Source organism: Methylacidiphilum kamchatkense Kam1 (assembly GCF_007475525.1).
GTDB classification, from domain to species: domain Bacteria; phylum Verrucomicrobiota; class Verrucomicrobiia; order Methylacidiphilales; family Methylacidiphilaceae; genus Methylacidiphilum; species Methylacidiphilum kamchatkense.
Map to the genome: position 1 here is coordinate 499,684 of NZ_CP037899.1, position 25,737 is coordinate 525,420.

25 protein-coding genes, 1 tRNA gene and 1 pseudogene are annotated in these 25,737 nt (G+C 39.5%); 20 read left to right on the forward strand and 7 right to left on the reverse strand.

Features of this window, described 5'->3' with window-relative positions; all coding sequences use genetic code 11:
* Positions 1-37 precede the first annotated feature (37 nt).
* Together kam1_RS02350 and kam1_RS02355 are read left to right on the forward strand one after the other, a co-directional pair.
* Entirely contained in the window at positions 38-1,399 is a 1,362-nt protein-coding gene (locus tag kam1_RS02350) for an FAD-binding oxidoreductase (protein ID WP_039721274.1), read from the forward strand.
* Between the two features lie 85 nt (positions 1,400-1,484).
* The gene (locus kam1_RS02355) at positions 1,485-2,015 is read left to right on the forward strand and encodes a hypothetical protein (protein ID WP_039721273.1); all 531 of its coding nucleotides are present in this window, start codon (positions 1,485-1,487) and stop codon (positions 2,013-2,015) included.
* Between the two features lie 10 nt (positions 2,016-2,025).
* Here the strand turns inward: kam1_RS02355 and kam1_RS02360 are convergent, their stop codons facing one another.
* Positions 2,026-2,937 (reverse strand): YpsA SLOG family protein, encoded by a 912-nt coding sequence (locus tag kam1_RS02360; RefSeq protein ID WP_039721272.1) that lies wholly within the window; start codon positions 2,935-2,937, stop codon positions 2,026-2,028.
* A gap of 67 nt (positions 2,938-3,004) precedes the next feature.
* On the opposite strand from kam1_RS02360, the gene kam1_RS02365 reads away from it, so the two are divergent.
* On the forward strand, positions 3,005-3,454 hold the full coding sequence (locus kam1_RS02365) for an acyl-CoA thioesterase (protein ID WP_039721271.1): 450 nt from the start codon (positions 3,005-3,007) through the stop codon (positions 3,452-3,454).
* A 44-nt stretch (positions 3,455-3,498) separates the two neighbouring features.
* A complete protein-coding gene (locus tag kam1_RS02370; protein ID WP_039721270.1) occupies positions 3,499-4,494 on the forward strand; it encodes an NAD(P)H-quinone oxidoreductase in 996 nt (331 codons plus the stop codon).
* An 18-nt stretch (positions 4,495-4,512) separates the two neighbouring features.
* On the opposite strand, the gene kam1_RS02375 is transcribed toward kam1_RS02370, so the two are convergent.
* Positions 4,513-4,585: transfer RNA gene (locus tag kam1_RS02375), tRNA-His, on the reverse strand.
* Between the two features lie 305 nt (positions 4,586-4,890).
* On the opposite strand from kam1_RS02375, the pseudogene kam1_RS10430 reads away from it, so the two are divergent.
* Both kam1_RS10430 and kam1_RS10435 read left to right on the forward strand, forming a co-directional pair.
* Positions 4,891-5,297 (forward strand): annotated as a pseudogene (locus kam1_RS10430) (NAD(P)H-hydrate epimerase); the annotation flags it as partial.
* A 159-nt stretch (positions 5,298-5,456) separates the two neighbouring features.
* Complete coding sequence (locus tag kam1_RS10435) at positions 5,457-6,356, forward strand: NAD(P)H-hydrate dehydratase (RefSeq protein WP_244946184.1); 900 nt, start codon at positions 5,457-5,459, stop codon at positions 6,354-6,356.
* A 32-nt stretch (positions 6,357-6,388) separates the two neighbouring features.
* Here kam1_RS10435 and kam1_RS02385 read toward each other — a convergent pair whose 3' ends face one another.
* Positions 6,389-7,561 (reverse strand): diflavin oxidoreductase, encoded by a 1,173-nt coding sequence (locus kam1_RS02385; RefSeq protein WP_039721268.1) that lies wholly within the window; start codon positions 7,559-7,561, stop codon positions 6,389-6,391.
* Positions 7,562-7,629: 68 nt separating this feature from the next.
* Between kam1_RS02385 and kam1_RS02390 the strand changes: the two genes are divergently transcribed.
* The 7 genes from kam1_RS02390 (at position 7,630) to kam1_RS02420 (ending at position 14,426) form a co-directional block, all read left to right on the forward strand.
* Entirely contained in the window at positions 7,630-8,598 is a 969-nt protein-coding gene (locus kam1_RS02390; protein ID WP_143958215.1) for a type I phosphomannose isomerase catalytic subunit, read from the forward strand.
* Between the two features lie 131 nt (positions 8,599-8,729).
* Positions 8,730-9,464 carry a DUF72 domain-containing protein gene (locus kam1_RS02395; RefSeq protein ID WP_052250462.1) on the forward strand — a complete coding sequence of 245 codons (735 nt, stop codon included), beginning with the start codon at positions 8,730-8,732 and terminating at the stop codon, positions 9,462-9,464.
* 122 nt (positions 9,465-9,586) lie between these two features.
* A complete protein-coding gene (locus kam1_RS02400) occupies positions 9,587-10,270 on the forward strand; it encodes a phosphoribosyltransferase (RefSeq protein ID WP_039721267.1) in 684 nt (227 codons plus the stop codon).
* 25 nt (positions 10,271-10,295) lie between these two features.
* Positions 10,296-12,371 carry an excinuclease ABC subunit UvrB gene (uvrB, locus tag kam1_RS02405; RefSeq protein WP_039721266.1) on the forward strand — a complete coding sequence of 692 codons (2,076 nt, stop codon included), beginning with the start codon at positions 10,296-10,298 and terminating at the stop codon, positions 12,369-12,371.
* Positions 12,372-12,455: 84 nt separating this feature from the next.
* Complete coding sequence (pyrH, locus tag kam1_RS02410) at positions 12,456-13,205, forward strand: UMP kinase (RefSeq protein WP_039721265.1); 750 nt, start codon at positions 12,456-12,458, stop codon at positions 13,203-13,205.
* Positions 13,206-13,278: 73 nt separating this feature from the next.
* Positions 13,279-13,839 carry a ribosome recycling factor gene (frr, locus tag kam1_RS02415; protein ID WP_039721383.1) on the forward strand — a complete coding sequence of 187 codons (561 nt, stop codon included), beginning with the start codon at positions 13,279-13,281 and terminating at the stop codon, positions 13,837-13,839.
* Positions 13,840-13,865: 26 nt separating this feature from the next.
* Positions 13,866-14,426 (forward strand): DJ-1/PfpI family protein, encoded by a 561-nt coding sequence (locus tag kam1_RS02420; protein ID WP_143958216.1) that lies wholly within the window; start codon positions 13,866-13,868, stop codon positions 14,424-14,426.
* A 3-nt stretch (positions 14,427-14,429) separates the two neighbouring features.
* On the opposite strand, the gene kam1_RS02425 is transcribed toward kam1_RS02420, so the two are convergent.
* Positions 14,430-15,278, reverse strand: a complete 849-nt coding sequence (locus kam1_RS02425) for an NAD(P)/FAD-dependent oxidoreductase (RefSeq protein WP_276507644.1) — start codon at positions 15,276-15,278, stop codon at positions 14,430-14,432.
* On the reverse strand, positions 15,188-15,574 hold the full coding sequence (locus tag kam1_RS10985) for an FAD-dependent oxidoreductase (RefSeq protein ID WP_276507645.1): 387 nt from the start codon (positions 15,572-15,574) through the stop codon (positions 15,188-15,190). Before kam1_RS10985 ends, kam1_RS02425 begins: the two co-directional genes overlap by 91 nt.
* Positions 15,575-15,723: 149 nt before the next feature.
* Between kam1_RS10985 and kam1_RS02430 the strand changes: the two genes are divergently transcribed.
* On the forward strand, positions 15,724-18,105 hold the full coding sequence (locus kam1_RS02430) for a glycosyl hydrolase family 28-related protein (protein ID WP_244946133.1): 2,382 nt from the start codon (positions 15,724-15,726) through the stop codon (positions 18,103-18,105).
* Positions 18,106-18,402: 297 nt separating this feature from the next.
* Complete coding sequence (locus tag kam1_RS02435) at positions 18,403-19,455, forward strand: mannose-1-phosphate guanylyltransferase (RefSeq protein ID WP_039721261.1); 1,053 nt, start codon at positions 18,403-18,405, stop codon at positions 19,453-19,455.
* A 77-nt stretch (positions 19,456-19,532) separates the two neighbouring features.
* Here kam1_RS02435 and kam1_RS02440 read toward each other — a convergent pair whose 3' ends face one another.
* Positions 19,533-20,288 (reverse strand): SDR family oxidoreductase, encoded by a 756-nt coding sequence (locus kam1_RS02440; protein WP_039721260.1) that lies wholly within the window; start codon positions 20,286-20,288, stop codon positions 19,533-19,535.
* A 163-nt stretch (positions 20,289-20,451) separates the two neighbouring features.
* Here kam1_RS02440 and kam1_RS02445 point away from each other — a divergent pair, with 163 nt between their 5' ends.
* Both kam1_RS02445 and kam1_RS02450 read left to right on the forward strand, forming a co-directional pair.
* Entirely contained in the window at positions 20,452-20,898 is a 447-nt protein-coding gene (locus tag kam1_RS02445; protein WP_039721259.1) for a hypothetical protein, read from the forward strand.
* A gap of 368 nt (positions 20,899-21,266) precedes the next feature.
* The gene (locus kam1_RS02450; RefSeq protein ID WP_039721258.1) at positions 21,267-21,608 is read left to right on the forward strand and encodes a hypothetical protein; all 342 of its coding nucleotides are present in this window, start codon (positions 21,267-21,269) and stop codon (positions 21,606-21,608) included.
* 302 nt (positions 21,609-21,910) lie between these two features.
* On the opposite strand, the gene kam1_RS02460 is transcribed toward kam1_RS02450, so the two are convergent.
* The gene (locus kam1_RS02460) at positions 21,911-22,411 is read right to left on the reverse strand and encodes a GNAT family N-acetyltransferase (RefSeq protein ID WP_052250461.1); all 501 of its coding nucleotides are present in this window, start codon (positions 22,409-22,411) and stop codon (positions 21,911-21,913) included.
* A gap of 140 nt (positions 22,412-22,551) precedes the next feature.
* On the opposite strand from kam1_RS02460, the gene kam1_RS02465 reads away from it, so the two are divergent.
* The 3 genes from kam1_RS02465 to kam1_RS02475 all read left to right on the forward strand — a co-directional run bounded on the left by kam1_RS02465 (position 22,552) and on the right by kam1_RS02475 (position 25,211).
* Positions 22,552-23,916, forward strand: coding sequence for an amino acid permease (locus kam1_RS02465; protein WP_039721256.1), 1,365 nt, complete (start codon positions 22,552-22,554; stop codon positions 23,914-23,916).
* Between the two features lie 145 nt (positions 23,917-24,061).
* A complete protein-coding gene (locus tag kam1_RS02470) occupies positions 24,062-24,481 on the forward strand; it encodes a hypothetical protein (protein ID WP_039721255.1) in 420 nt (139 codons plus the stop codon).
* 205 nt (positions 24,482-24,686) lie between these two features.
* A complete protein-coding gene (locus kam1_RS02475) occupies positions 24,687-25,211 on the forward strand; it encodes an RNA polymerase sigma factor (protein ID WP_079254248.1) in 525 nt (174 codons plus the stop codon).
* The last annotated feature ends 526 nt before the right edge of the window (positions 25,212-25,737 follow it).

Below are 25,737 nucleotides of genomic sequence, written 5' to 3' on the forward strand. Positions count from 1 at the left end.
AGTTAGTTTAGAAAATTAAAGAAAAGAGGAGTTTTTAATGGAATTATGGACTGAGGAACTACATCGGCTTTTCCCAGAGAAGTTTTCAACCAGTGAGGAACAACTAAGCAAGTATGCTACAGATGCTTGGCTTGTATCGAGAGCACCAGATGGCGTTTTTTTCCCTGAATCAAAAGAAGATGTTGTGGCCTTGATGCAATTTGCTTTCTCTCGAGGTATTTATGTGACTGCTAGAGGTGGAGGGAGAGGCTATGTAGGAGGAGCTGTTCCAGTAAAAGGGGGAGTGGTTGTTTCTTTTGAAAAAATGAACCGGATCAAAGAAATACATCCAATAGATGGAGTAGCTGTGGTTGAGCCTGGGGTTATCACGGGAGTACTACAGGAAAAAGTAAAAGCGATGGGTCTTTTTTATCCCCCTGATCCTGCCAGTGTGATGGAATGTACTATTGGCGGAAATGTCGCGACGAACGCAGGTGGGCCTCGCTGTCTTAAATATGGAGTGACCCGAAATTACATCTTAGGCCTTGAGGTTGTGCTTTCCGATGGATCGGTAGCCAAAGTGGGGGGGAGGACGATTAAGAATAAAACCGGCTTTGATTTAACAAGCCTCTTTGTTGGTTCCGAAGGGATGCTGGGGCTAGTCACTGAAATTACTCTTAAGCTGCTTTCTTTTCCTCCACTGAAAGCCTGTCTATCCGCTTATTTTGAACGGATGGATCAGGCTATTTTGTGTGTGAATAAAATTTTATCTTCTGGTGTTCTTCCCGCTGCTCTGGAAATTGCTGATAGGTTTACCCTTCAATGCGCAAGAGAATTTACTAAAGGAGAAATTCCGCCTTTCGATGCCCATATTTTATTGGAAACCGATGGAAGCATTGGGGCAGTCCATTCTGATATCGAGTTTTTTGAGAAAATAATAAGGGAATTTCAACCAAAGGAACTGACAAGAGCCGTGGGAGAAGATGCGTGTGAAAAATTATGGCAGTCGCGCCGTCTCTTCTCAATGTCCCTTAAAGCCAGTGGACTCACTAAACTCAACGAAGATGTTACTGTTCCGCGGAGTCGGCTCGCTGATTTAATAAGCCTAGGGGAATATCTTCAAAGCCACTATGGATTGATTGTCGCTTGTTTTGGTCATGCAGGAGATGGAAATATCCATGTCAATCTGATGGTTGATTGGTCAAAAAAAGAGAATCGTGAGAAGGCTCAAGAGGCCTTGAATGTTCTGTTTGATTCGGTAATATTGTGGAATGGTTCTATTACAGGAGAACATGGTATTGGAATTGCTAAATTGCCGTGGTGGAATAAGGCGGTCAGTCAACAGACCCGATTGCTTCATGAAAAGATTAAAAAGGCGTTGGATCCTAAAGGTATTTTAAACCCTGGAAAATTTGTTTAAATTATGGCTAGAGTTTCCTTTTGCAAAGCAATATCTTATGTTCTTTATAGGTTGTGGTGTTTTGGTAGATAAAATTGGTTGAATTATGAATTTTCAAGATGCTTTTCTATACGCTCTAGAAAATACGAAGATTATTTTGCCACCAAGGCGAGTTGTTTCTACTTTTGGAACAACTCTTATAAATTATCAACTCGTCACAGAAGATTTGGATAGGGTTGATGTCTGTTTTGTTAGGGAAGGAAAATTGGAAGCCGAAAGGCCAAAAATAATTACTTCTCCACAGTTTGCTAAATTGACATTGGAAGGTTTTGGAAAAGAGGCTCAAGAATACGCAGAATGGCTATTGCAAAATGCTCCGCAAAGTAGTATTGCTTTTTTGCGTTATGGATTCTTCTTTAAAAAGGATGATGTGTGTTTTAGCGAGGTAAAAGGCTCTTCAGAAGAAGTGTGTGCTAAGCTCAAAGAAAAGATGATTAAAGAAGGGGATCCTCTCTCTCTCCTTCTGAAAGGGGAAGAGGAACTTTGGGAAGTGTCTTTACTTAAATTTCTAATTGATTGGGTGCGTGTGTCTGTTACAAAAAACATTCACGATTTTCGACAAGAAGGCTTTATTTAAGCATTTTCAGTTAATTTTTCTTTCTTTTTAAGATAAAAGAAACTTCGGCTACGTTAGGAAAGGGAAACTTTGAGACTTTTACTCTCAGCCCTGAAACCAAAGGATGGAGGAGTAATTGTGTAGCGATCTCTTCGGCAAGGGATTCGATGAGTTTTCTAGGTTTGCTACTAGCTATATTTTCTATGATTTCTTTGACAGTAGCGTAATCGAGCGTGGTGGATAATTCATCTGTATCATGAGCTTTACGAGTAACCCCTGGATCTATATAGAGATCAACAGAAATAAGGAGTTTTTGTTTATTCCTTCTTTCTTCTTCTGGTACCCCGATCCATGCATCAACTTGGATTTTCTCTAACCTAATGATATCTTGAGAAATGGAGAAAAGGTCGATTTTGCTTGTGTGTTGAAAAGTTGATTGTGGACACAATCCATAATAGGGAGGCTGAAAAAAAGATTCAGGTTTTCTTTCAATATCAATACCCCGATCAAGCACTCTGTAGCAAAAATCATAGATCCCCTTTTCTTTGCTTTCTCTGGAGCCTGCCACATTAAGTATTTCGATGGAATGGTAGGACAAAAATTTTTTGAGGGTGGCTTCTATCTCTGGAGTCGTTTCGTGAATGTGGAGCCAAGGTTTTCCAAAATTTACTGCAAATTGTTGAGTCGCTAAAGATCCTTCAGTAAGAGACGGTTTTAATGTGACAATCAAGGTACCATCTGAATCCCAAACATTCCATGCTGTTCTTACTGTATAGCTTGGAGTGGGAGTTTCCGAAAGCTGGTATTTATCAGGAATGACACCCGCTTCCGATAATCTCCCTTTGGGACACCATCCTCCATGCGGTATCCCATTGGCAATCGCCCAATCCAAGGCAGCCCTATCCGCTCCTGTTTGCCCGCCTGAGACAATTTTTCTGATCATTGTTTTTAGTTTTTGAGTGAAAAATGCACTAAAATGAAGTAAAAAACATTGTAATTTCTATCCACCAATGCCTGTACTACCTGAGCTGCCTGAATGCGAATCGAAAATCAAGACCTTTTTTTTTGACACTGACTCCTGCGGACTTGTCCACAACATTGCTTATTTGCGTTTTGTGGAGATCGCCCGTTCCGAACTAGCTGAACGGCTTGGTTGGCCATTGAAAGAGATGGAAAAGACAGGCTTGGTTCCTGTAGTCGTCAAAACCGAAATTGTTTATAAATCCCCTGCCAGACTTGGGGATATCATCAGTATCATTTCAAGGCTTAGTCGAATAGAAAGAGTGAGATTTCAGATTGACTTCGAATTAAGAAAGGAAAGTCCTACGGGTAGTTTACTTGCTGAATGCCGACAAATCCTTGCTTGTATCAAACTTCCAGAAAGAAAACCCTCGCCAATTCCATTAAACTGGGCCCAATCTTATCCTTGGTTAGTTGGGAAAAAGACGGAAAACAGCTAATTTAGTGGCTACTTTGAATTTCAAACTGGAGGGCTACAGATAAAATGATTGCTTGGGTTATTGAAAAAGAAAATGGGAAAAGAACGTTGCAGATGCGTGAACTGCCTTCACTTAAACCTGGAAGAGCCGAATTAAAAGTGGATGTTTATTATGCAGGCATCAATAGGGCCGATCTTCTTCAACTTTATGGGCTCTATCCTCAACCTGGACCCCCTACGTCTTTTGAGATTCCAGGATTAGAATTTTCTGGAAGGATTTGTCAGATTGGGGAAGGAGTAGAAGGTTGGAAAGAAGGAGATCCAGTGTTTGGTTTGCTTATTGGCGGTGCTTTTTCAACAGAGGTTGTTGTTCATGAAAGGTTCTTATTACCGATTTATGGAAGACTTTCTTTTGTGGAAGCGGCAGCTATACCCGAAACTTTTTTTACAGCTTGGGATGGGTTAGAATATCGGGCACAGGCTAAGGAGAACGAAACTCTTTTGATTTCTGCTGCTGGGAGTGGCGTTGGTCTTTCTGCATTAGCTCTGGCTAATCTAAAAAACCTTAAAGTCTTTGGGATGGTTAGATCGCCAGCTAAGAAAGAAAAGCTTCTCAAAGTTGGAGCCGTTGATGTGTTTACGGAAGGGCAAACAGATCTAATTGATTGGTCTTTGACTAGAACAGGGGGAAAGGGAATGGATATTATTTTCGATTTAGTAGGTGGTGAACGTTTTAGTCAATATCTTCAAATTGCAGCAGAAAAAGGAAGAATTCTTAGTCTTGGTCTGTTGGCAGGATCAAAAACAGAGATTTCTCTAATTCATCTCCTTCGAAAAAGATTAACGCTTGTTGGCTCGACCCTTCGAGCAAGGCCAATGGAAGAAAAAATGTTTTTAACCCAAGAGTTTCGAAAAAAGATACTTCCTTTTTTTATAGAAGGTCGGCTTAAGCCTATTATCGATCGCATTTTTCTGTGGGATCAATTGAAGGAAGCTTTGCAGTATTTGGAAGAAAATAGACATTTTGGAAAAATCTTACTTAAGGTTAAAGAAGAGAAATAAAAGAACAGGCTTATTTTGGGCGACCGACGGGACTTGAACCCGCAACACCCAGAGCCACAATCTGGTGCTCTGCCAATTGAGCTACGGCCGCCATGTCTCTTTGAGTATACTTAGCTTATATAATATTTTTACCTTTTTTAAACACTTTTCACGAATAATTGTATACCATGAAAAAAAATTGAAGTTGTAATTGTCCTAAAGCTTATCCACTCTTTGGTGGAGAGGAAGCACTGAAAATAAAGCAAGTGTGAGATTTTAAACAACCACAAAATTTGAGTTTTTAACATTCGGCTATTAGAAATGATCATTACAGATGTTCCAAATATTAGGAGACTTGAAGAGGAAGCGATAGCCAATGGCATTTCCGCTGAAGTTCTAATGGAAAGAGCCGGCAGGATGGCTGCGTGTTTTTTTCTCCAGCATTATCCTCGCATGGGTTCGATTCTTGTATTGGTTGGTAAAGGCAATAATGGGGGGATGGGCTTGTGATTGCCAGAGAGTTATTGAAAAGGGGATGGCCTGTATCGGTTTATCTCTCTGCAGAGAGAGGAAAACTAGGAAGCTTATGTAAAAAAAAGCTGGAGGAATTATTGCAGGCATTTCCTCAGTTATCCTTGTACACCTATCCAGATCCTGTGCCCTGGACGAAAGCGGATTATGTGCTGGATTGTCTACTTGGAATCGGTGTGAAAGGAGAATTGCAGGGTGAAGTAGCTCAGCTTGTCAAAGAACTGAATGAACAGCGTAATCGTTGTTTTTTCCAAACAATAGCCGTTGATTGTCCTTCAGGATTGTGGGAGCATTCGACAGCTAGTTCTTTAGCCGTTATTGCCGATTTAACACTAAGTATTGGCTACGGTAAAGATTTCCTTTTTAGAGAAGAGCTTTCAGATTTTACAGGACGAGTGGAAATTGTCCCCATTTTTGATACCCTACCTCCCAGTTCAGGATTGGAATCTTTAGTGGGATGGGAGCTAGCCTTATTATTCCCATTTAGAAATTCTAATACGCATAAAGGCCGTTATGGACGAGTGCTTATTCTTGGTGGTTCTGTTGGCTTTACGGGGGCTCCAGTGATGGCAGCGCAGGCGGCGCATCGTATAGGCTCAGGACTGGTCAATGTGGGAGTTCCTCAGGAAGTTTATCCGCTTGTGGCTGCAAAGGCCCCTTCTGAATCCATGGTATTTCCTTACGATGATCCTAAGTTATTTGAGACGGTAGTTTCTAAAGCAACGGTTGTTGCCATGGGCCCTGGATTTGGTTTGGAAAGAAAATCAGAAATATTTTTCAAAACGCTTATGTCATTGGATCTGCCCTTAGTCATTGATGCAGATTGTTTGACTTTGCTTGCACGCAATCCAGACTTCTTTCAGCTCATTAGAAAATGGGCTGTGCTCACCCCTCATCCAGGAGAAATGAAACGACTTCTAAGAATGGAATTTTCTCCTGAAGAAAGAATTCAAGTAGCAAGCAATTTTGTGAAAGATAAAAAGATAACTTTAGTTTTGAAAGGAGTCAGAACCGTAGTAGCTCAAGAAGGAAAAGATGTATTTTTCAATACAACTGGAAATCCTGGACTTTCTACGGGCGGATCTGGAGATAGCTTACTAGGGATTATTGCTGGACTGATTGCTCAAGGCTTGGAACCCTTTGATGCTGCTTGTAGTGGAGTATGGATTCATGGAAAGGCTGCTGACATAGCAGCGGAAAAAAGAAGAACAAAAGAGGGATTACTTCCTTTAGATGTGGTAGAGAATATAGGGGCGGCTTTAGAACAAATGCGGATGCATTTACGGTTAGTTCTAGACCAAAAAAGCCAGTGGCAAGAAATTCAAACTGCCTATTCTCTGTATCCCCGTTAATTTTGACTAAAAGTCAGTGGGAAAAAACTCTCTCAATAAACATCCTTGCGATACCTTTTTTGTTCCTTTGAAAGAACTACATTGACATAATGTTGTGCGGCTTCCTGTGACATCCCTCCTGTATCTCTAGCTATATCAATGAGACTTTGATGCACATCTTTTGCCATATGCTTTGCATCACCGCAAACATATAGGTAGGCTCCATTCTGTATCCAGTTCCAAAGTTCAGCGGCGGATTCCTTCATTCTATGCTGGACGTAAATTTTATAAGATTGATCTCTAGAAAAAGCCGTATCTAACTTTGTTAATACTCCTTTTTTCAACCAGTCGAGAAGTTCCTCTTTATAGAGAAAATCAGTGCTTTGATGTTGCTCTCCAAAGAATAGCCAATTTTTTCCCCGATGTCCTGCCATCATTCGGTGTTGGAGAAACGCTCGAAAGGGAGCAATACCTGTACCTGGCCCAATCATAATGATGTCAGCTGAAGGATCTTCGGGAAGATGAAAATGCTTTGCCGGTTGATTATACACAGGAATTTCTTTTATCCCTATTTTTGCAAATCTACTCAAAAATCCGGTAGCATTTCCATATCTCATCCTTCCTGCAAGTTTGAAGCGGATAACAGCAACAGTCAGGTGCACTTCATCTGGAAACATTAGAGGAGAGGAAGCTATCGAATAGAGTCGAGGGACCATTCGGCCCAAAGAAGCAACTAGTTCATTAGAGCTAAAAGAAACTTCTGGATATTCTTCAAAGAAGTCTAGGTAATCTTTTCCCCAGAGATAGGCTTCTAGTTCCTTTTCCTGCTCCAAAATTTCTTCTAATCTTTTTCTTTGGGAAGCAGAAGATATCTTTTGGCTCAGTAGCTGGAGGAATTTTTTTGTAACCCGAGTCAGCACAACCTGCTTGGAAAGAAACTCTCTAAGCGTAATCTTGGTATTTTGGTAGTTCACTGGTTCTTCAGGATCAAGAGACTGAAGCTGGAGAATCTTCTCGACAATATAAGGAGGATTGGATGGGAAAATTCCAAGAGAATCTCCCACTTGATAAGTTATCCCACTACCTTTAATATCGATGACGATATGTCTGGTCTCTTTTTCAGAGCCTTCTTTCGTCAGTAAAATATTTTCTCTAATCGAAGCTAAATAAGGGTTATTTCTACTAATAATATTACTTTTTCCTTGTTCTGTTTTTGTGTCCGTCATAAATAAAAGGGAATTAAGAAGATCAATCTATTTATTTTTTTAATCTAATTCAACCATTGTTTATTCTCATGGGTATTTTTCAATTTCACCCTATATACAAAAAAAAAATATGGGGAGGAGGATTGCTCAACAAATTTGTAGCTGGAAGGGACTTGGAGTCCTTCCAACTTATTGGCGAAAGTTGGCAGTTAGTTGATAGGGATGAAGAAATTAGTGTTCTCAAAAGCCCTTATTACTCAATGCGTAATCTTCATGATTTGTGGGTGAACCAAAAAGAAGAGATTTTTGGAAGGAATGCTCCACCCACGACACGTTTTCCTTTGATCGTTAAGATATTGGATTGTCGATTGCCAACAAGCATTCAAGTACATCCTGGGGAAAAAATAGCCACTAAATATGGGTGGGAGAAAAAAACTGAATTTTGGTTTTTCCTAACTACGCTTCCTGGCTCTTCCATATATCTTGGGTTCAAACAGGCCATCTCACCAAATCTACTAAAAGAACTTATCGGGAAAAAAGCTATTATTCAGTACTTAAATCGTATTCCCACCTTTAATTCTCATGGAATATTAGTACTCTCTGGTCAGATCCATGCGGTTGGAGAAGGAAACCTTATTTTAGAAATCCAGGATAATTCAGATACAACTTTTCGGATTTACGACTGGGAAAGACCAAATGAGAATGGCTCTTTGAGGCAACTCCATTATTGGGAATCTGTCCTTTCTGTCTCACTTGAACCCAATAACCCAAAACTTCTTAGCCCAGAAGAAATTTCTGTTGAGCAAAATTACTTTGCTATCAAAAGAATTGAACTTGAGGCTGGCCAGTTCTACGCTTACCACATGGATGGAGCCTCTTTTTTATATCTTTTTTTTTGTGGTGGTAGAGTTATTGTCGGTGATATCCTTTATGAGAAAGGTCAAGGTATCTTCGTTTCCGCCAACCATGGGAAACTGCAGGTGGTTGGGGTAGATACAAAAAATGAATTTATTTCCGTTTCCTTTCCACCGGAGGAAAGACAAAATCCTTTTGTTTGATCCTTTTAATTTTTAATCTGGTTGGTTTTAACTCTGTGATGTCGTATTTTTTTTTATGAGAACCCCCTAAGGAAATAAACATGCGGTAACATGGGTGAGTATTTTTTTTCAATGGATATGAGCTAAAATCGATGGAAAAAATAAAATATTGGGTGGGGACTTCCGGATGGAACTATTTGGATTGGAAAGGATCTTTTTATCCTGAGGATTTGCCACAATCAAAATGGTTTGAATATTATTGTTCTCGGTTTGATGCCGTTGAAGTCAATGCCACTTTCTATAGATTTTTTCCAAAATCTACCTATGAAAATTGGGCAAAAAGGGCTCCAACCAATTTCCGTTTTGTTTTGAAGGTTCCTAGGCTTATTAGTCATGTCCGGCTTCTTAATAATGTCAATGATCTGATTTTGCGGTTTTGCAATGATTCTGGAGTATTAGAGGAAAAAATCGGTTTGTATTTGCTTCAACTTTCTCCTAAGTTTCCTATTGAACCAGAACGGCTTCGGATTGCCATAGAGGCATTTCCTGATCCAAAGAAAGTGGCTGTAGAATTTAGAACCAAAGCAGACATTGCATCTCTTGTAGCAATTTTGAAGGCAAAACAAGCGGTCTATTGTGTTGCCGATTCTCCTCTTTTGAAAATGCAGCCCGAACTAACTTCATCGATCGGCTACTTGCGATTACATGGGCGCAAACAATGGTTTTCCTATCTCTATAACCATGAAGAAATCCAAGAAATAGTGAGGATAGCTAAAAAGCTCGTCAACAAAGGAGCCAAAGAAGTCTATATCTTTTTTAACAATTCGACCATGGGTTGGGCGGCAGACAATGCTCTTGCTGTTAAAAAAGCCCTAGGAGAACTTTAAATGGCTCATTAATAATTTTCTATATCTCACTCCATTATGCGTTGTATGGAGGGAGTAAGCAATAAAGAAAAAACCAACCAAAAGAGTAGCAAAGAAAAATTCTTTGTTCTACATTAAAAAAAATGCCTTATAGAATTTTTCAAGATAGAAAAGAAGCTGGTAGGCTTTTGGCCGAAGAACTTCTCGAGTATGGTGGCAAATCGGATGTGGTTATTCTAGCTTTACCGCGAGGAGGAGTAGAAGTAGGGTTTGCTATGTCAAACATCTTGAAGCTTCCATTGGATATCTTTGTTGTCAGAAAAATAGGAGTTCCATGGCAAGAGGAACTGGCAATGGGAGCAATTGCTTCTGGTGGGATACAGGTTTTAAATCAATCCGTAATAAATTCTTTGAACATAGATGAAGAAACGATTAGAGAAGTCACCGCTCGGGAACTGCTAGAATTGCATAGACGAGAAAATCTTTATCGGAAGGATCTCCCTGCACTTTCTTTGACTAATAAGACTATCATTTTAGTGGATGATGGTATTGCCACCGGTTCGACGATGAGAGCCGCTGTTGCAGCAATAAGAAAGTTAGCGCCTAAAGAATTGATAGTAGCCGTACCAGTGGCTCCTCCTTATGTATATGAAGAAATGAAGAAAATAGCCGATAGGGTCGTTGTGTTAATGACTCCAGAAGAATTTTATGGGGTGGGCCAATGGTATGAAAATTTTAATCAATTATCTGATTGGGAAGTTTGCGCAATGCTTAGGGAGTCGCGCAAGGAAACTCCTGGAAAGGGGCATGAAGTTTTGACTAATTGATGATTTTTTTTCCCCCATTTTAGTTATGTTGGCAGAAGCTCTAAACAAAAAGTTCCGCGTGGTCTCACCATTTGAACCCTGTGGCGATCAAGGAAGAGCTATTGAAGAGTTGGCGGCTGGAATTGAGGCCGGGAAAAAACATCAGGTGCTCTTAGGTGTAACGGGCTCAGGCAAAACTTTTACAATAGCTAAGTGTATTGAAAAAGTCCAAAGACCTACCCTAATCATCTGTCATAATAAAACATTAGCTGCGCAGTTGTACAGCGAATACAAACAGTTTTTTCCTGAGGCTGCGGTTGAATATTTTGTTTCCTACTTTGATTATTATCAACCAGAAGCATATATTCCGAGCACTGATACCTACATAGAAAAAGACTCGAGTGTGAATGTAGAAATCGAAAGACTTCGGCTTTCTGCGACCAATTCTCTGCTGACTCGTCGTGACGTCATTGTTGTTGCCAGTGTTTCCTGCATTTATGGTTTGGGTTCTCCAGAAGACTACGAAAGCTTATGTTGCCAGGTTGAAGTTGGCCAGAATCTCTCAAGAAACCAGTTTCTAGCGATGCTTGTCGAGATGCTCTACGAAAGAAACGATGTAGAGTTAACCCGAGGGAAGTTTCGTGTCAGAGGTGATGTTGTCGAAATCTGCCATGTCTCTCCAGATAAGGGACTGAGAATCGAATTTTTTGCAGATCGAATCGATCGTATTACCGAATTCGAATTGCTTACAGGTCGAAGTGTATGCCGGCTCCAAAAGGAGTTAATCTTTCCAGCAAGTCACTTTGTGACGACCTCTGAGAAATTAAGAAAAGCGATCCAATCGATCCGACAGGAACTCGATGAGCGCATCGCGGAGTTGGAGTCTAGAGGGAAATTGCTTGAAGCGCAGCGACTGAGACTAAGAACGGAAAACGATCTAGAAATGCTTGAAGAACTTGGTTTTTGTAGCGGCATAGAAAATTACAGTAGACATTTAAGCGGGCGAGCTCCAGGTTCTGCTCCATACACTTTACTCGATTTTTTCCCTAAGGACTTTTTGACTGTCATAGACGAAAGTCATGCCACAATCCCTCAAATTCAGGGGATGTATGAAGGGGATATGTCAAGGAAGAGAACGCTTGTTGAACACGGCTTTAGATTGCCTTCTGCTTTAGACAACAGACCGCTATCTTTCACAGAATTTGAGCAAAAAATAGGTCAAGTGATTTATGTTTCAGCTACTCCTGGGGAGTATGAATTAAGAAAAACCAAAGGCAAAGTCGTTGAACAGATCATCAGACCTACTGGATTGTTAGATCCCGAAGTGGAAGTTCGTCCCCTTGAGGGGCAAATAGATGACGTTATCAAAGAAAGTTATAATCGAATAAAGGATGGACAAAGGGTTCTTGTATTAACATTAACTAAGCAAACAGCGGAGGATTTAGCCGACTATCTAAGGGATCTTGGCTTTAAAGTTCGTTACCTTCATTCTGAACTTGATGCCATAGAACGAGTTGAAATATTACGTGGTCTAAGAGCTGGAGATTTCGATGTGTTGGTTGGAATAAATCTCTTAAGAGAAGGGCTCGATTTGCCGGAAGTCTCTCTTGTGTGCATTCTAGATGCGGATAAGGAAGGGTATTTAAGGTCAGAGAAATCCTTAATTCAGATTGCTGGAAGAGCCGCCCGACACGAAAATGGTAAAGTTATTCTTTATGCTGATGTCATGACCCAATCGATTCAAAAACTCATTTCTGTAACCCAATACCGTAGAAACAAGCAGCTTTTATACAACCAGGAACATGGAATTACCCCAAGAAGTGTAAAGGCTAAAGAGCTTGTCAGTCTGCATGGACTGATTCGGTCAGAAGCCAAAGAACCCCATTTGAAAGAGATCGAGCAGAGTGCGGATTATATGGAAATGATAAAAGAATTGAGTGCAGCAATGGTGGAAGCTTCTGCAAGGCTTGAATTTGAAAAAGCTGCTCTTTATCGGGATCAAATTGAAGAACTGAAAAGGAGGTTGCAAAACGGTAAAGAAGATACGGCTAACTTTCCTGTTGTTCCTTCTTTAAAGAAACAAAAAAAGAAGACTGCAAAAGGATCCCTTAAGAAAACCTAAATGCAAAGGGTATTGACCACATTTTCAACCACGTTCTTTTCATCTTTAGAAATATGACATAATTTGAGAAAGGTAGAAAAATATATGGAATTTTTTGACGGAGTGAGACAATCGCCGGTTTATAAACGGATTCTTTTAAAATTGAGTGGAGAAGTATTATCTGGAGAGACTGAACATTTAGATCTTGAGGTTGCCCGTAAAATTGCGTATCAAATTGCTGAGATTTATAGTTTAGGTGTTGATATCGCAATTGTTATTGGCGGAGGCAATATTTGGAGGGGCTCGATGGCCTCTCATTCGGAGTTCCTCGATAGATCCACTGCTGACTACATGGGAATGCTTGCGACCATTATTAATGGGCTGGCATTGCAGGGAGCCCTAGAACATTTAGGGATTCCCACACGGGTGCAAACGGCTATCGAAGTGAAAAACGTTGCTGAACCTTTTATTCGAAGAAGAGCGATTAGACATTTGGAAAAGAAAAGGATCGTTATATTTGTAGCGGGCACAGGGAATCCCTTTTTTTCCACGGACACGGCCGCTGCTCTGCGTGCAAGTGAAATAGAAGCGCAAGTTATTCTCAAAGCGACGAAGGTTGAAGGAGTTTATGATAGTGATCCAAAAATCAATCCACAGGCTAAAAGGTACGAACAATTAACTTATCTGGATGCCATACAGAATCGACTGACCATTATGGATTCCACAGCCTTTTCTTTATGCATGGATAATCGTATTCCAATTATAGTTTTCGATATGTTTAAACCTGGAAATCTTAAAGCGGTAGTTTGTGGCGCTCCTGTTGGAACATTGGTCTCAGATAAGGGGAAAAGCTAAATATGATGATAGAGCTTGGTTTTTTTCTTTATTTTTTGTTATTATTTTGGATACGCGATTATTGAGGGTCTTTATGAGTATCGACGATGTGCTGTTGGAAGCGGAAGATAAAATGGAAAAATCTGTAGAGAAAACACGGATGGAGCTTGCTTCGTTACGTTCTGGGAAGGCTAATCCTGAAATGATATCGAATATCTCGGTTGAAGCCTATGAGACGCATATGAAACTGAAAGATCTGGCAGCCATTACGGCTCCAGATGTTAATTTGCTAGTCGTTCAGCCTTGGGATTTGACCCTGGTAGAAGCTATACGTAAAGCAATCGAGGAATCGAAGCTTGGCTTTAATCCAGTGGTGGATGCTAAAATAATTAGAATCCCTATTCCACCGCTTTCAGAGGAAAGAAGAATGGAACTTATCAAAGTGGCTAGAAAAATATCTGAGGAAGGCAGAGTTGGAATTAGGGCCATTCGCCGGCATAGTCTGGAGGAATTAAAGAAATTAGGCAAAGAAGCACATATCAGTGAGGATGAAGTAGAACGAGCAGAAAAGGAAATCCAAAAATTAACCGATCTCTATATAGAAAAGGTTGATAAGCTGCTTGAAGTAAAAGAAAAGGATCTTCTGAAGGTATAAAAGCATATGGCTCAAAAAAAATTCTGATGATTGTTGGAGATTATGCTGAAGATTATGAAGTCATGGTTCCCTTTCAGTTTCTTTTGGGAATAGGCCACCAAGTCTTTGCTGTGTGTCCAGGAAAGAGCAAAGGACAAAAGGTACAAACAGCGATTCATGATTTTGAAGGCGAGCAAACGTATTCTGAAAAAAAGGGGCATTTTTTTGAGCTGAATGCTGATTTTGAAAAAGTTGTACCAATGGACTATGACGCTCTAGTGCTTCCAGGAGGTCGTGCTCCAGAGTATCTCAGACTTTATCCAAAAGTGATCGAATGTGTGCGTCATTTTTTTGACGAGCAAAAACCGGTGGCAGCCATTTGTCATGGCATACAACTTTTAACGGCAGCAAAAGTTCTTTCAGGCTATCGCTTGACAGCTTATCCCGCTGTTGGGCCAGAAGTCGAGCTCAGTGGAGCAAGCTTTGTCCCAACCGGATTTGAAGAAGCCATTGTGGATAGGAATCTGGTCACTGCTCCCGGTTGGCCAGCTCATCCAAAGTGGCTATCCCTGTTTCTGTCACTTTTAGGCACAAAAGTTAGTTGCTAAATTTTAAATGCCTCTTTTAGATTTTATCCGGGCGGGGGAATACCTTTCCGGATCTATGTTATAAGAAGAGAAATACTCTGGCAGTTTATAGTTTGTCGCTAAACAGGCGGCCATTTCACCAACGGCTGGGGAAGTTTCAATTCCAGAGCCACCAAGAGCAGCAACCCAGAAAAAGCCTCTTTCTCCAGGATCAAAACCGATGACAGGGAGCTCATCATCTACAAACGAACGAAGACCTGCCCATTTTCTGTTAATTTTATCGATCTTAATGGTAGTGGCTTGTTCTAGCCGTTTGATGGCGAGGATACAATCTGATTCCTCTGGTTTTGCATCGCAAGGAATCGATGGGGTTCGATCTGCTGGAGAAGCTAAGATTTCTTGAAAATAAGGCTTGAAATAAAATTCTTCACTGATTTCAAGAACCATTGGCCAATTCTGAACGGAATAATTTGGCTGTGGATCAAAAGTAATAACCGTTCTTCGTTTTGGAACGATCCCTAAGGGTTTGATTGAGGCAAGGCAAGCTACTTCATCAGCCCAAGCTCCAGCTGCGTTAATGAGAAGTGGAGCTTGAAAAAGTTTTTCACTAGCCTCTACTACCCATTCCGTCCGCTGCTTTTCAATCCTTTGGACAAAAGCCTTATAATGGATTTTCCCACCGCTTTGGATGACTCCTTCAAGATATCCTTGCAAGAGTTTTGGTTGATTAATGTCTTTTCCGGTGCTCTCAAGGATACAACCGCCTTCTACTGATTCTTTTTTTAATATTGGGACCATTTGAAGAGCTTCTTCAGGGGTGATCTTCCGTAAGGAAAGATTGGCAGATTGATTTTCCTTAAACCACCTTTCCAAAAAATCCTTTTTTTCCTTTCTTGCAATGAATAATGCATTTCTGGGAGTAGCGAGTGGAATAGAAAAAAAAGGTGCAGGGGGGATTCAAAAAACTGTTTGCTGGCTTGAGTGAGAAGTCTTACGGCAGGAAGGCCATGACTTCCTCTAAAAAACACAGCGGACCTTCCAGTCGAATGATATCCAGGAGAAGATTCTTTTTCCAATATAATCACAGAAAGTCCTTTGATCGCCAGATGAAATCCTACAGAAGCTCCTGCGATACCAGCACCGATAACAAGGCAATCTGCTCTTTCCATAACATTGAATGCTATAGGAAAAATAGCTTAATTGGAAAGGATAAGATAGATAGAAAATGTACGCAGCACCGTTACCTTGTAAAAAGTATGAGCTTGTTTATAAATAAATTATCATAAATACTGATAGACAAAGAAAAAGGATAGAAAAGTTGGTTAGAAAAAAAATTTACATTTCCTTTATCTTTTCCATTTGTCTTTTTCTTTTTGTTGAGAGCCTCTTGGGTCGGTCGACTGTTTTTTGGAGTTCAGAGCCTGTTGATCCTGCTGACGGTGTAGTTCTCTATGGAGGTGGGTTTGATCCCAAAGAGGAAATATTTCTTTGGGCTGTACCTGACGACGATCCTAAAACCAATTATATCCCCTTTTCTTTTGCTAAAGAAAAGCGAGTTTCGGTTTCTCCAATCCAGGTATCTGATCAATCTATAAAATTTCAGATTCCAGCAGTTTTCCCTCCAGGAATATTTGGAGTAGAAATCTCTGAAAATAGATTTTTGATCAATAGACCTCACATAGAATGGTGCCAACCTGCTCGGCTTCTTCCAGGGTTAAAGCAAGATGAAACTTATCCAGGTTCCGAATTGTGTATTATTGGGAAAAATATCCTATTGGCTCCAGAAGATGCACAACGGTTGAAGGTTATTTTGGTCCCGAAAAAAGATGGACAAAAAGATGGACAGCCCATAATCCTAGAAGTGATTGAAGCTGAAAAATATTGTTGTCGAGTTAAAATTCCAGATAATCTAACTCCTGGTGAATTTGATCTACTTGTTCATAACGGTCATGGAGGTCCTGCTGGATGGAGTGATGCTTATTTTCTAAAGGTTGTTCCTGCGACTCCTTGGCCCAATAAAATTTTTAATGTCAGGGATTATGGAGCTAAAGGAAATGGGCTCGCTGATGATTCTCAAGCTTTACGGAAAGCCTTACAGGCAGCCGAGGCCAATGGAGGAGGCATAGTATATATTCCGGCCGGAACCTACAAAGTGAGAGGCAGTTTTTTTATTCCGCCAAAAACTTTGCTGGAAGGGGATGGAATGGATTTTTCTTGGCTCAAGTGGCCGGATAATGCACCTCTTGAAGAAGCGGACTTTATTAGCGCCGCTTTCCTTACCTCTGGGCAATTCTCCTTAGAAGAGTTATCGATAAGTATCAGAAATGCAAAACGGGTTCTTGTGGATAGTTCCGCCCTCAAAGATGAGGAGTTTATTGGAAATTCTAGAGATTGGGAAGATCTATCAGCACTTTTTAAAGGGAAAGTAGCTCCACTGAAAGAATCTTCTTCTGATGTTTTTATTCGCAATGTTCGAATACAGTTTTTTCCTTTTTATGGATATCCAAAGGAAAATATTGAAAGTAGTCTCTTGTGGAAAATCCTAAAATGGGGATTAGATCGAGTGGATGGGTTGGGCTATTCTATTGCTCTAGGAAGTCTTAGCAATGTCGAAATTTCAGGCTGTGAGATCATTGGCTCAAGACAGAGAGCTGTGCATTTAAAAAATGGTCGAATTACCCAAAATAGTTTCTATAACCCAATGGGTGCCTTTTGCATCACAGAAATAGGAGGCGAAAGACTTTTTGTTGAAGATAACTGGTTTGCCGATGAGTCTTCTTTTTATAGACGCCTTCTCCCATTGAGGTATTTGTATGTTGCCCATAATCAATTTTCTGAATTTGGTAGAGGCAACAAGGAGGCTTTGTCTTTTAATCTTAATTTTCCGATGGGAAAAAAGAGGGAAGCTGCTCTGAAATCTTCCTCTTTGACTGCCAGCCTCTCTGGTAACGAAGTGACTTTCAAAGAAAATATTTTGACGAAAGATTCTTTGGTGGGCCAAGAAATTGTAGTAATGGGGCATTCGAGCAAACGGGAATTTTTCGTAAGGAAAGTCATTGCGAATAGCGAACAAAAAATAACAATCGATAGAGGAACTTCTTTACCAGTAAATCAAGAAGTCACTATTTATTTTCTGCCATGGGATAGACCGTTGATTTCTACGGTTGGCTCTTCTGAAGGAATAAAGACAACTATCAATGAGAAAAACATTTTTCCTGGGCTTGTTGGCATGGACGCTCTTATTATTTCAGGGAAAGGAGCTGGCCAGCTTAGGAAAGTAACGGCATTAAATGCAAACACTGTGAGCCTTGATAAGCCATGGGATATAGTTCCAGATTTTTCAAGCCTTTTGCTTTTCTATCAGTGGGAAGGTAAAGCCATTTTTTTTGAAAATCAAAGCCAGGATTGTAGATTCCTTTTTCCTTTAAGCGGTTTAGCTTATGATGTCATTTTTGATGGAAATCAGGTAAAAAGAACGCAAGGTATGATTGCTTCCAGTGGTTTTTTTATACAATGGCTTAATAATGTCCTAGATGTTGCTGTTTCCTATCCAGTGGTTGAGAATAAGGATCCTTTAGACCAAGAAATTCGTAGCTTAAATTTTGGAGTTTTAGGCTTTCTAATTGATCCAAATATGACAAATCTTTCGAATGTTCCTTTCGAAATGATTCGAGGGGGGTTCTGCGATCGAACCGTTTAGCCTTTGGACACCACATTATTGTAGGATTAGGTAGTGAGGAAGGAGAATTTCCTGCCCAGGCTCTTTTAGCTAAAGACCTGCTTATCGATCATAATTGGTTTGAACACGGTCCTTTAGGTGTTGAGCTGGATAAAGGAATACGGCAAGCTCTTCTAATGCGTAATATTTTTTTCGATGTAACAGAACCATTAAAAATAAAAGAAAAAAAGGAAATCATAGTAAAAGATTGACTTCTTCTCCTTTTCGATAATAAGACATTCTTAATCCATATCTTATAATAGGCTTCTTTAAATTGTTGTGGACAATGTTTTTGTTTTCATACTGGCTGGAGGAAGTGGAGAACGCTTTTGGCCAGTAAGCAGGAGAAGTACACCAAAACACTTAATTTCCTTTTTTTCTAATAAAACGCTTCTGGAAGAGACAATTCATAGGATCAAAGGTTTAGTTCCAGAAGAAAATCTCTATATTTTGTCAAATAAAGACCAACTTTCCTCTATTGCGAAAAAATTGCCATCGTTTCCATTAGAAAAAATTCTTTTTGAACCAGAAAAAAGAGATACCGCCGCTGCTTCTGCACTGGCTACAGCCATAGCGGCAAGGCATTCTGAAGAGGCAACTGTCGTTTTATTGCCTGCCGACTGTAAAATCAATGACAGAGAGATATTCCGTGACCAATTGCTCTCTGCTGTCTTGTTTGCTCAAGAAACGAAAAGCATTGTCGCTTTTTCTATTCCTCCCACTTATCCAGCGACAGGATTTGGGTATTTGAAATTAGGTAAAACCAATTGTTTTGTAAAAAACGGCGAAAAGTTTTTTCCTGTTATTCGTTTTGTGGAAAAACCGTCAGTTGATGCAGCTCGACGTTATATCGAAGAAGGAGATTGCGGCTGGAATTCGGGGATGTTTCTATGGACGGTGAAAGTATTTATAGAAGAGACCCAACGGTGGGCCTTTCCTTTTTATCACTTTATTTTGGAGTATCTTGAAAAGCCTTTAGAATGGGAAAGTGCTTTTATCAGTTTGCCTAAGATATCTATCGATTATGCGTTGATGGAAAAAACTGACAAGATATTTGCACTAGAGGCAAGATTTGATTGGAATGATCTTGGAAATTGGATTTCGGTCGCGGAATATTTAGATAAAGATGAGAAAGGGAACAGGGTCAAAGGGAAAATGTGTGCCTATGACGCGAAAGAAAATATTGTTGTATCAGATTCGAAACTCGTTGCTTTGTGTGGTGTCAATGACCTTATTGTCATCGAATCTGAACAGGCTATTCTTGTTTGTCATAAGGATAAGATCCACGAATTGAAAAAATTGTACGAAAAACTCCCTCAAGAATTCAAGTGAGGATCTTATGGAAGAATTTGACCAAGTCGAATCTGCTGAAAAGTAAGGCACCATTAAAAAAAGGTTTTTTTTACTGCTTATAATGCCTGCATTGTTGGCCTCATCACAATTTCATTTATGTCCACATGAGAAGGTTGGCAAAGGGCGTAAAGAATGGCCGAAGCAACCTCCTCAGCTTTTAGTGGAGATATTGTACCTAATTCAGCGGTAATGGAACGTTTGATTTCTTCATCTTCGATGGAATCAAAAAGCTCGGTTTGAACATAGCCAGTTTCGACAAGGGTGATTTTGATTTGATCAAATGGAGAGAGTTCCATTCTTATTCCTTCGGCAAGAGTTCTTATAGCTGATGAACAAGCTGAGTATATCGCAGACCCTGGGATAATTTTTTTCGAAGCAATAGAGGAGACAAAGACCAAATGACCATATTTTTGCTCTAGAAAGGTCGGTAAAATGGCTGATAGCACATGAACAGCCCCTTTAAAATTTATATCGATCATATTCAGCCATTCGGCTACTCTCATTTTTCTTAATAATGAAAGAGGCATGATGCCTGCACTATTGACAAATATATCGACACCACCAAACTTCTTTTTTGCCCCTAAAACTAAGCTATCCACATCGCTCAGTTCCCTGACATTGGTTCGTATTGCTATAGCTGATGCTCCCATCGCTTCGATCTTCTCTACGAGGCTGTTTAACCTTTCCATTCTGCGGGCTCCCACAACAAGATTAGCTCCAGCGCTGGCAAGGGCTAGAGCTGTTGCATATCCAATACCGCTCGAAGCCCCCGTGACGATTGCTGTTTTTCTACTTAGTGTTTTAGAAGCCATGAATGCTGACTTTTTTGATCAGTAATTTATCAACAACAACGCCTTAATTCGACAAAAATTTTCCCTCAAATTATGAAAAAAGAAAGCAACATTGTGCTACAAATCTCCTTGCTATGTATGATGACTTTGGAATCAATTGCTTTTTGTATAAAAAGCGTATAAAATGGGCAAAACGGTAGGAAAATTTTTTGGGATTCTTTTGTTAGGGTTCTTTGGTGTCTGTTTCGTCTCTTGTGGGAAAAAAGAACAGATTTGTCAGGTTACCGAAAGGGATAAACAGTTTTTTGCTGAAAGATTAGAGCAAAGGCCTTTTGTTAAGATTACTGTCCTTACGATGGTTCCTAGCCGAGTTTATCCCTGTGGGGTGGCAGTCCAATGGAGAACATCGGTGAACGTTCTGACTAAGACACCAGAAGGCAGGACTATTAGTGGTTTTTGTGGCCATTTTGACATGAGCCAAGACTTTCCAAGGAATTCTTTCGGCGAAATTGATGTTTTGTCTCACATTTCTCCTTTATGGACCGATATGATACATGAACTCCAAACATATTGGCTGGTAAGTCAGCCAGTTCGACAGTTCCCGCCTCAAGGACAAACAATGCCCCAGTAAATCACTCCTTAATTGTAAGAATGGTGTCTTGAAAACAGCCTGGAAATAGTATAAATAGTATACGAAACTGCAATTTCTTGAATGCCTAGATTGAGGATTTCTTGAACGAGCCCCTCGAAAGCCTGTTTATTTCTCAACAAATCTGATGGATTTGACTTTGTAGGAGGATCTTAACATTAACCTCTTCTGTTGAAGAAGTTAGTCTCTCAGAGAGGACTGACTCACCAATGGATTTGCTGAGTAATGACCGCATTTGCATTGGTCTGAAGGAACGGTAGAGAGAGTTTGCAAAATTTATTTCAAAAAGGGGCTTTTAGTTTCATTTTTTTCTTGGTATCCATTTCATTAGGTAATTCATTAAAGTATTGATGGAAAAGAAAACAGATGAAACTACGGGGAAAAAAGAGCCTTTTTGGGGAATAGGAGAACTTGTTGTTCGACTGATAGAGCTTTTAGAAGCAGAAATAGATTATCTCCGGTACAGGGCTTGGTCCTTAATTTTTCTCCTTCTTTTAAGTCTAATCCTTCTTACCTTTTCTGTTCTTTCCCTTTTTATCGGTTTTCTTTATTGTATATGGGGACTTTATCTTCTTTTTAGCGCAGTGGTTGGAAAGATAGGAGGTGCATTCCTCTGTGCATCCTTTATGGTTGTGCTTGCGGGATTTTTTCTATGGATGATAAAAGAAATAGCAAACAGAATGTTAAAATAAGGCGGAATGAAGCTAGGATACGATTCCTGGATTCTTTACAAAAAGTAAGCGATAATCTTTCAAAAGAAAACACGCTTTTTATAAGCCTCTTCATTGGAATAGTGACTGGTCTTGTGCTTTATTCTCTCCGATGGATGCTCTCCAAAGCTACCCGAGTGGGTCTATTTTATTATATATTGCAACAAGTGTGGAAAATTGTGTGGAAAAATATCCAAAAACAACCATTTAAGTCGGAATCTCCTGAAGAAAAGAAAACGACAGAAAGTGCCTCTACAAATAATCCATTCTCAAAGTAATTTTTCCTAAATAAGCTCCCTAAACATCACATACACATCGACACATCCAAAGATAGGATGACGGAAAGCTTTTGGAATTGTCCCTACAATTTTAAATCCCAGTTTTAACCATAGATTGATTGCTGGATAATTGGTACTAACGACATAATTAAATTGTATCGCTAGAAAGTTTAGTTTTCTTGCATTTTCTATCGCATGCTTCCCCATGGCCTCTCCAATGCCCTGTTTGCGGTAAGGTTTGGCAACAAAAAAGGAAGCATTGGCAATATGATTTCCAAGTCCAATAAAGTTTGGTTTAAGTAGATAACCGCCCACAATGATACCGTTAAGGCAGGAACAATATCTCCAAACTGGCGGAGGAACATTCCAAAAATTAAGGAAATCGGCATAGGAAAAAGGAAGTGAAAAAGGATAAGCAGTTTGTTCTTCAACAACGGATTTAAAAAGAAGATAGAGTTTTAAACAATCCTCATCTGTTGCTTCCCTGATGACAACTTCATTGGACATAGGAAAAAAAAAATCTAAAAATTTCTACAATTACTATATCCTTTAAAAGGTTAAAGGGATAGAATAGGACTTTTGAAATTTGATCAATTGCTAATGGACTCTTTTTGTGCCAATGGCATAGAAATAAATATAAGTTAACGATGGATCTTTCGAAACCTGCTGAGAAACAGAAGCTAGTAAAGTCGCTAAATGCCTTTGATCTTTTTTTGCTCGGGGTTGGAGCGATCATTGGATCAGGAATATTTGTATTGACAGGAGTAGCAGCAGCAAGGGAAGCAGGCCCAGCATTGAGCATTTCTTTTGTCTTTGCAGGCATAGTCTGTCTTTTTACTGCATTTTCATATGCTGAATTTTCTTCGGTCATTCATTCAGCTGGTAGCGCTTATACCTACGCCTACAAGATGATTGGAAGGTTTGCTGGATGGATTACGGGCTGGTGTTTAATTTTAGCCTATCTTTTGACAGGTGCAGTCGTTTCGATTGGATGGTCGGCATATATGGTGGATCTGCTTCATGCTCTTGGAATTCCTTTTCCATCCAAATTTGCTCATGCTCCATCGGAAGGAGGGCTCATGAATGTTCCTGCAATGGGAATTGTCTTTTTGATGTCCCTTTTACTTTCGAAGGGAGCAAAAGAAAGTGCTTGGTTTAATCATTTGATTGTGGGTGTAAAGTTATTGGTTATTCTTTTGTTTATCTTTGTTGCTTCCAGACATATTGATCCTTCTAATTGGATCCCTTTTATGCCTTTTGGATGGAAAGGAGTGATGGGAGGAGCTGCATTCATTTTTTTTGCTTATTTAGGGTTCGATGCGGTCTCAACGACAGCAGAGGAAGCTAAAAATCCTGGAAGAGATTTACCAATAGGGATCATTGGTTCTCTTGTATTTTGCACTTTTCTTTATATCCTCGTGGGTCTATTGCTTACTGGAGTTGTTTCTTATAGGAAGCTGGATGTAAAAGATCCAGTCGCTTTTGCTTTAATGCAGGTAGGAGAGCATCTGGCAGCATCTATTGTCAGTGTGGGAGCTTTAGGTGGTATCACTTCGGCTCTTCTTGTTAATATGTATGGACAGAGCAGGATTTTTTTTGCCATGTCTCGTGATCGGTTTTTGCCTTCATTCCTAGAAAAGCTTCATCCTAAGTTCAATACTCCTTACCGAATTATACTTGGTTCAGGTTTGATTATGGCTTTACTTTCTGGTTTTACGCCAATTCAGACAGTCGCCGAACTTACGAATGTTGGGGCTCTAACAGCATTTATAATGGTTTCGGTATCTGTTTTGGTAATGAGAAAGAAATACCCTGAGCTGGTAGCCCCTTTTAGAGCCCCTGGAATGCCATGGACTGGCATTCTTTCCATTGTCAGCTGCTTTTTTTTAATTGCTCATTTGAACAAGATTGTCCTTATGGCTTTCGTAGGCTGGCTTTTTATTGGTTTTGTCATGTATCTATTTTACTGGGAAAATCCTCTAGATAAAAGGAAGAGAGGATTACGGTTGTGAGGAAACTAAGTAAGTAATGACCGTTAGGCAAAAAGAGAGAAGCAATTTTAATACGCTCATTCTGTCCTAGGAGAGTGTAGTCAAACCTAGAATAAAAATATTAGAATGTCATTTTAAGTTAGAATTTGAAAAATATAGCCTTGACTTGAAAAATAAAAAAATCGAAGATCCAAGCAAAGAAGTGAAAAAAATTGGGTCTGTTCTCTCCCTTGTGGCTTTGTTCGGTATTATGGGTGCCCATTGGATTCTTATTCTTTTTTTTGCTTATGGGAAAATGATCTCTCAATATACTTCTAGCTATGGGGTTGAGAATGGAGTGGCAATGACTTTTGATGGTAAACATCCTTGTTCTATTTGTAAAAAAGTCTCAAAAGAGCAATTCAAGGAAGCAAAAAAAATGGCATGGTCTAAGTCTTTGAAAAAGGCTTCCCCCATGATTACTCCTTCTTTGCCTATTGTTGTGGAAAGAAATAATTTGCTTCTACAAACTCTTTATCAAATCAAAGAAAATCCAATAATTCTTTCTTATTCTCCTATTAATCCACCACCCAAGTCTCTTTCTTAAAAGAAGAAGAGTGTTAAACAGGTGCTTAAAAAACGCTCTTCATTTTAGAGCTTTCCATTGGTTGTGGCACAGAGAGAGGGGTTCGGTCTTTTTTATAAAAGCCATAGGCTCTCCTTCTATTAAATAATAAAACCTAGAGTGTAGTAGCTATCTAGTTCGTCAGACTTTGGTCAAACAACATATTCTAGAAAAAAGGGTGGTAGATATGAGTAAAAATGAATTTGAAGAATATGTAGAAGCACATTATGTAGACATTTATCGGTTTGCCTTATCTCTATGCAGACAGGTAGATAAAGCGTGTGATCTAACTCAACAGACTTTTGTTTTGCTCTATACGAACAAAAATAGAATTAAAGATGCTTCAAGAATCAAAAATTGGCTTTTTACAACTCTTTATAGGCTTTTTCTTCGATCAAAAAAAAGGGAAGAACGCTATCAGTATATGGAAATAGAAGAGATGGAAAATTTTCTTGTGGTCGAACATAAAGGCGAAATAGCCGTAGATAGTGAGTTTGTTAAGGACTGTCTTATGAAAATTGACGAACCTTATAGGATTGCCCTTTGGTTATATTACATGGATGAACTTTCGTATCTGGATATTGCGGCAATATTAAATGTTCCTCTTGGCACCGTAATGTCCAGAATATTCCGCGGGAAAAAACTGCTTAGAGATTTAATCCTTGAAAAGAAAAAAAGAAAAGTTCAAAATAGCAAAAAGGTTTCAGTGTAATAAGGAATTCCATTTGAAAAAGATTGGTTTTAAGGAAAGGAAAAAGAGAAAATCCAAAGGATAGAAAGAAGTTGTGTGCCTGTTAATCCAAAGAAAATGTTTTTTCTTCCTGAAAAGCAAGACCCCTTAGATCAAATTATTAAGCTATCCATTGAAAAAATAACACCTCCCATTTCTCTCAAAAAAAATATTCTTAAGGCTATCAGTGATGTAGAAGATAATGGTTCTCAAAAGTAACACTATATATACTATACAATTATTAGATTATCCCTTTAATAGAGAACATCTTGTAAAAGGTTTGTTACAAATGTTAAATTTTTCCTAAGCTGTTGACTTCATTTATTTCTTTTTTATAGAGTAATGGAGAAGCTAAATGGCCTGTCTTTGTAATAAATTGGAAAGTACCTGCAATTTATATAGAGTGCTGTCAGTATAGCATTGCGACTCAAGAGTGGAGGTAGAATCTGCCTGCTTTAGCATCAGATAAGCATTGATTGGACTTTAAATCAGGCCAACTTCTAAAAGC

What these genes read in the sequence shown, in the direction of transcription:
- kam1_RS02350 (WP_039721274.1), top strand. Translation starts at nt 38, where the DNA reads ATGGAATTATGGACTGAGGAACTACATCGGCTTTTCCCAGAGAAGTTT.
- kam1_RS02355 (WP_039721273.1), top strand. Translation starts at nt 1,485, where the DNA reads ATGAATTTTCAAGATGCTTTTCTATACGCTCTAGAAAATACGAAGATT.
- kam1_RS02360 (WP_039721272.1), bottom strand. Translation starts at nt 2,937, where the DNA reads ATGATCAGAAAAATTGTCTCAGGCGGGCAAACAGGAGCGGATAGGGCT.
- kam1_RS02365 (WP_039721271.1), top strand. Translation starts at nt 3,005, where the DNA reads ATGCCTGTACTACCTGAGCTGCCTGAATGCGAATCGAAAATCAAGACC.
- kam1_RS02370 (WP_039721270.1), top strand. Translation starts at nt 3,499, where the DNA reads ATGATTGCTTGGGTTATTGAAAAAGAAAATGGGAAAAGAACGTTGCAG.
- kam1_RS02385 (WP_039721268.1), bottom strand. Translation starts at nt 7,561, where the DNA reads ATGACGGACACAAAAACAGAACAAGGAAAAAGTAATATTATTAGTAGA.
- kam1_RS02390 (WP_143958215.1), top strand. Translation starts at nt 7,630, where the DNA reads ATGGGTATTTTTCAATTTCACCCTATATACAAAAAAAAAATATGGGGA.
- kam1_RS02395 (WP_052250462.1), top strand. Translation starts at nt 8,730, where the DNA reads ATGGAAAAAATAAAATATTGGGTGGGGACTTCCGGATGGAACTATTTG.
- kam1_RS02400 (WP_039721267.1), top strand. Translation starts at nt 9,587, where the DNA reads ATGCCTTATAGAATTTTTCAAGATAGAAAAGAAGCTGGTAGGCTTTTG.
- uvrB (WP_039721266.1), top strand. Translation starts at nt 10,296, where the DNA reads ATGTTGGCAGAAGCTCTAAACAAAAAGTTCCGCGTGGTCTCACCATTT.
- pyrH (WP_039721265.1), top strand. Translation starts at nt 12,456, where the DNA reads ATGGAATTTTTTGACGGAGTGAGACAATCGCCGGTTTATAAACGGATT.
- frr (WP_039721383.1), top strand. Translation starts at nt 13,279, where the DNA reads ATGAGTATCGACGATGTGCTGTTGGAAGCGGAAGATAAAATGGAAAAA.
- kam1_RS02420 (WP_143958216.1), top strand. Translation starts at nt 13,866, where the DNA reads ATGATTGTTGGAGATTATGCTGAAGATTATGAAGTCATGGTTCCCTTT.
- kam1_RS10985 (WP_276507645.1), bottom strand. Translation starts at nt 15,574, where the DNA reads ATGGAAAGAGCAGATTGCCTTGTTATCGGTGCTGGTATCGCAGGAGCT.
- kam1_RS02440 (WP_039721260.1), bottom strand. Translation starts at nt 20,288, where the DNA reads ATGGCTTCTAAAACACTAAGTAGAAAAACAGCAATCGTCACGGGGGCT.
- kam1_RS02445 (WP_039721259.1), top strand. Translation starts at nt 20,452, where the DNA reads ATGGGCAAAACGGTAGGAAAATTTTTTGGGATTCTTTTGTTAGGGTTC.
- kam1_RS02450 (WP_039721258.1), top strand. Translation starts at nt 21,267, where the DNA reads ATGGAAAAGAAAACAGATGAAACTACGGGGAAAAAAGAGCCTTTTTGG.
- kam1_RS02460 (WP_052250461.1), bottom strand. Translation starts at nt 22,411, where the DNA reads ATGTCCAATGAAGTTGTCATCAGGGAAGCAACAGATGAGGATTGTTTA.
- kam1_RS02465 (WP_039721256.1), top strand. Translation starts at nt 22,552, where the DNA reads ATGGATCTTTCGAAACCTGCTGAGAAACAGAAGCTAGTAAAGTCGCTA.
- kam1_RS02475 (WP_079254248.1), top strand. Translation starts at nt 24,687, where the DNA reads ATGAGTAAAAATGAATTTGAAGAATATGTAGAAGCACATTATGTAGAC.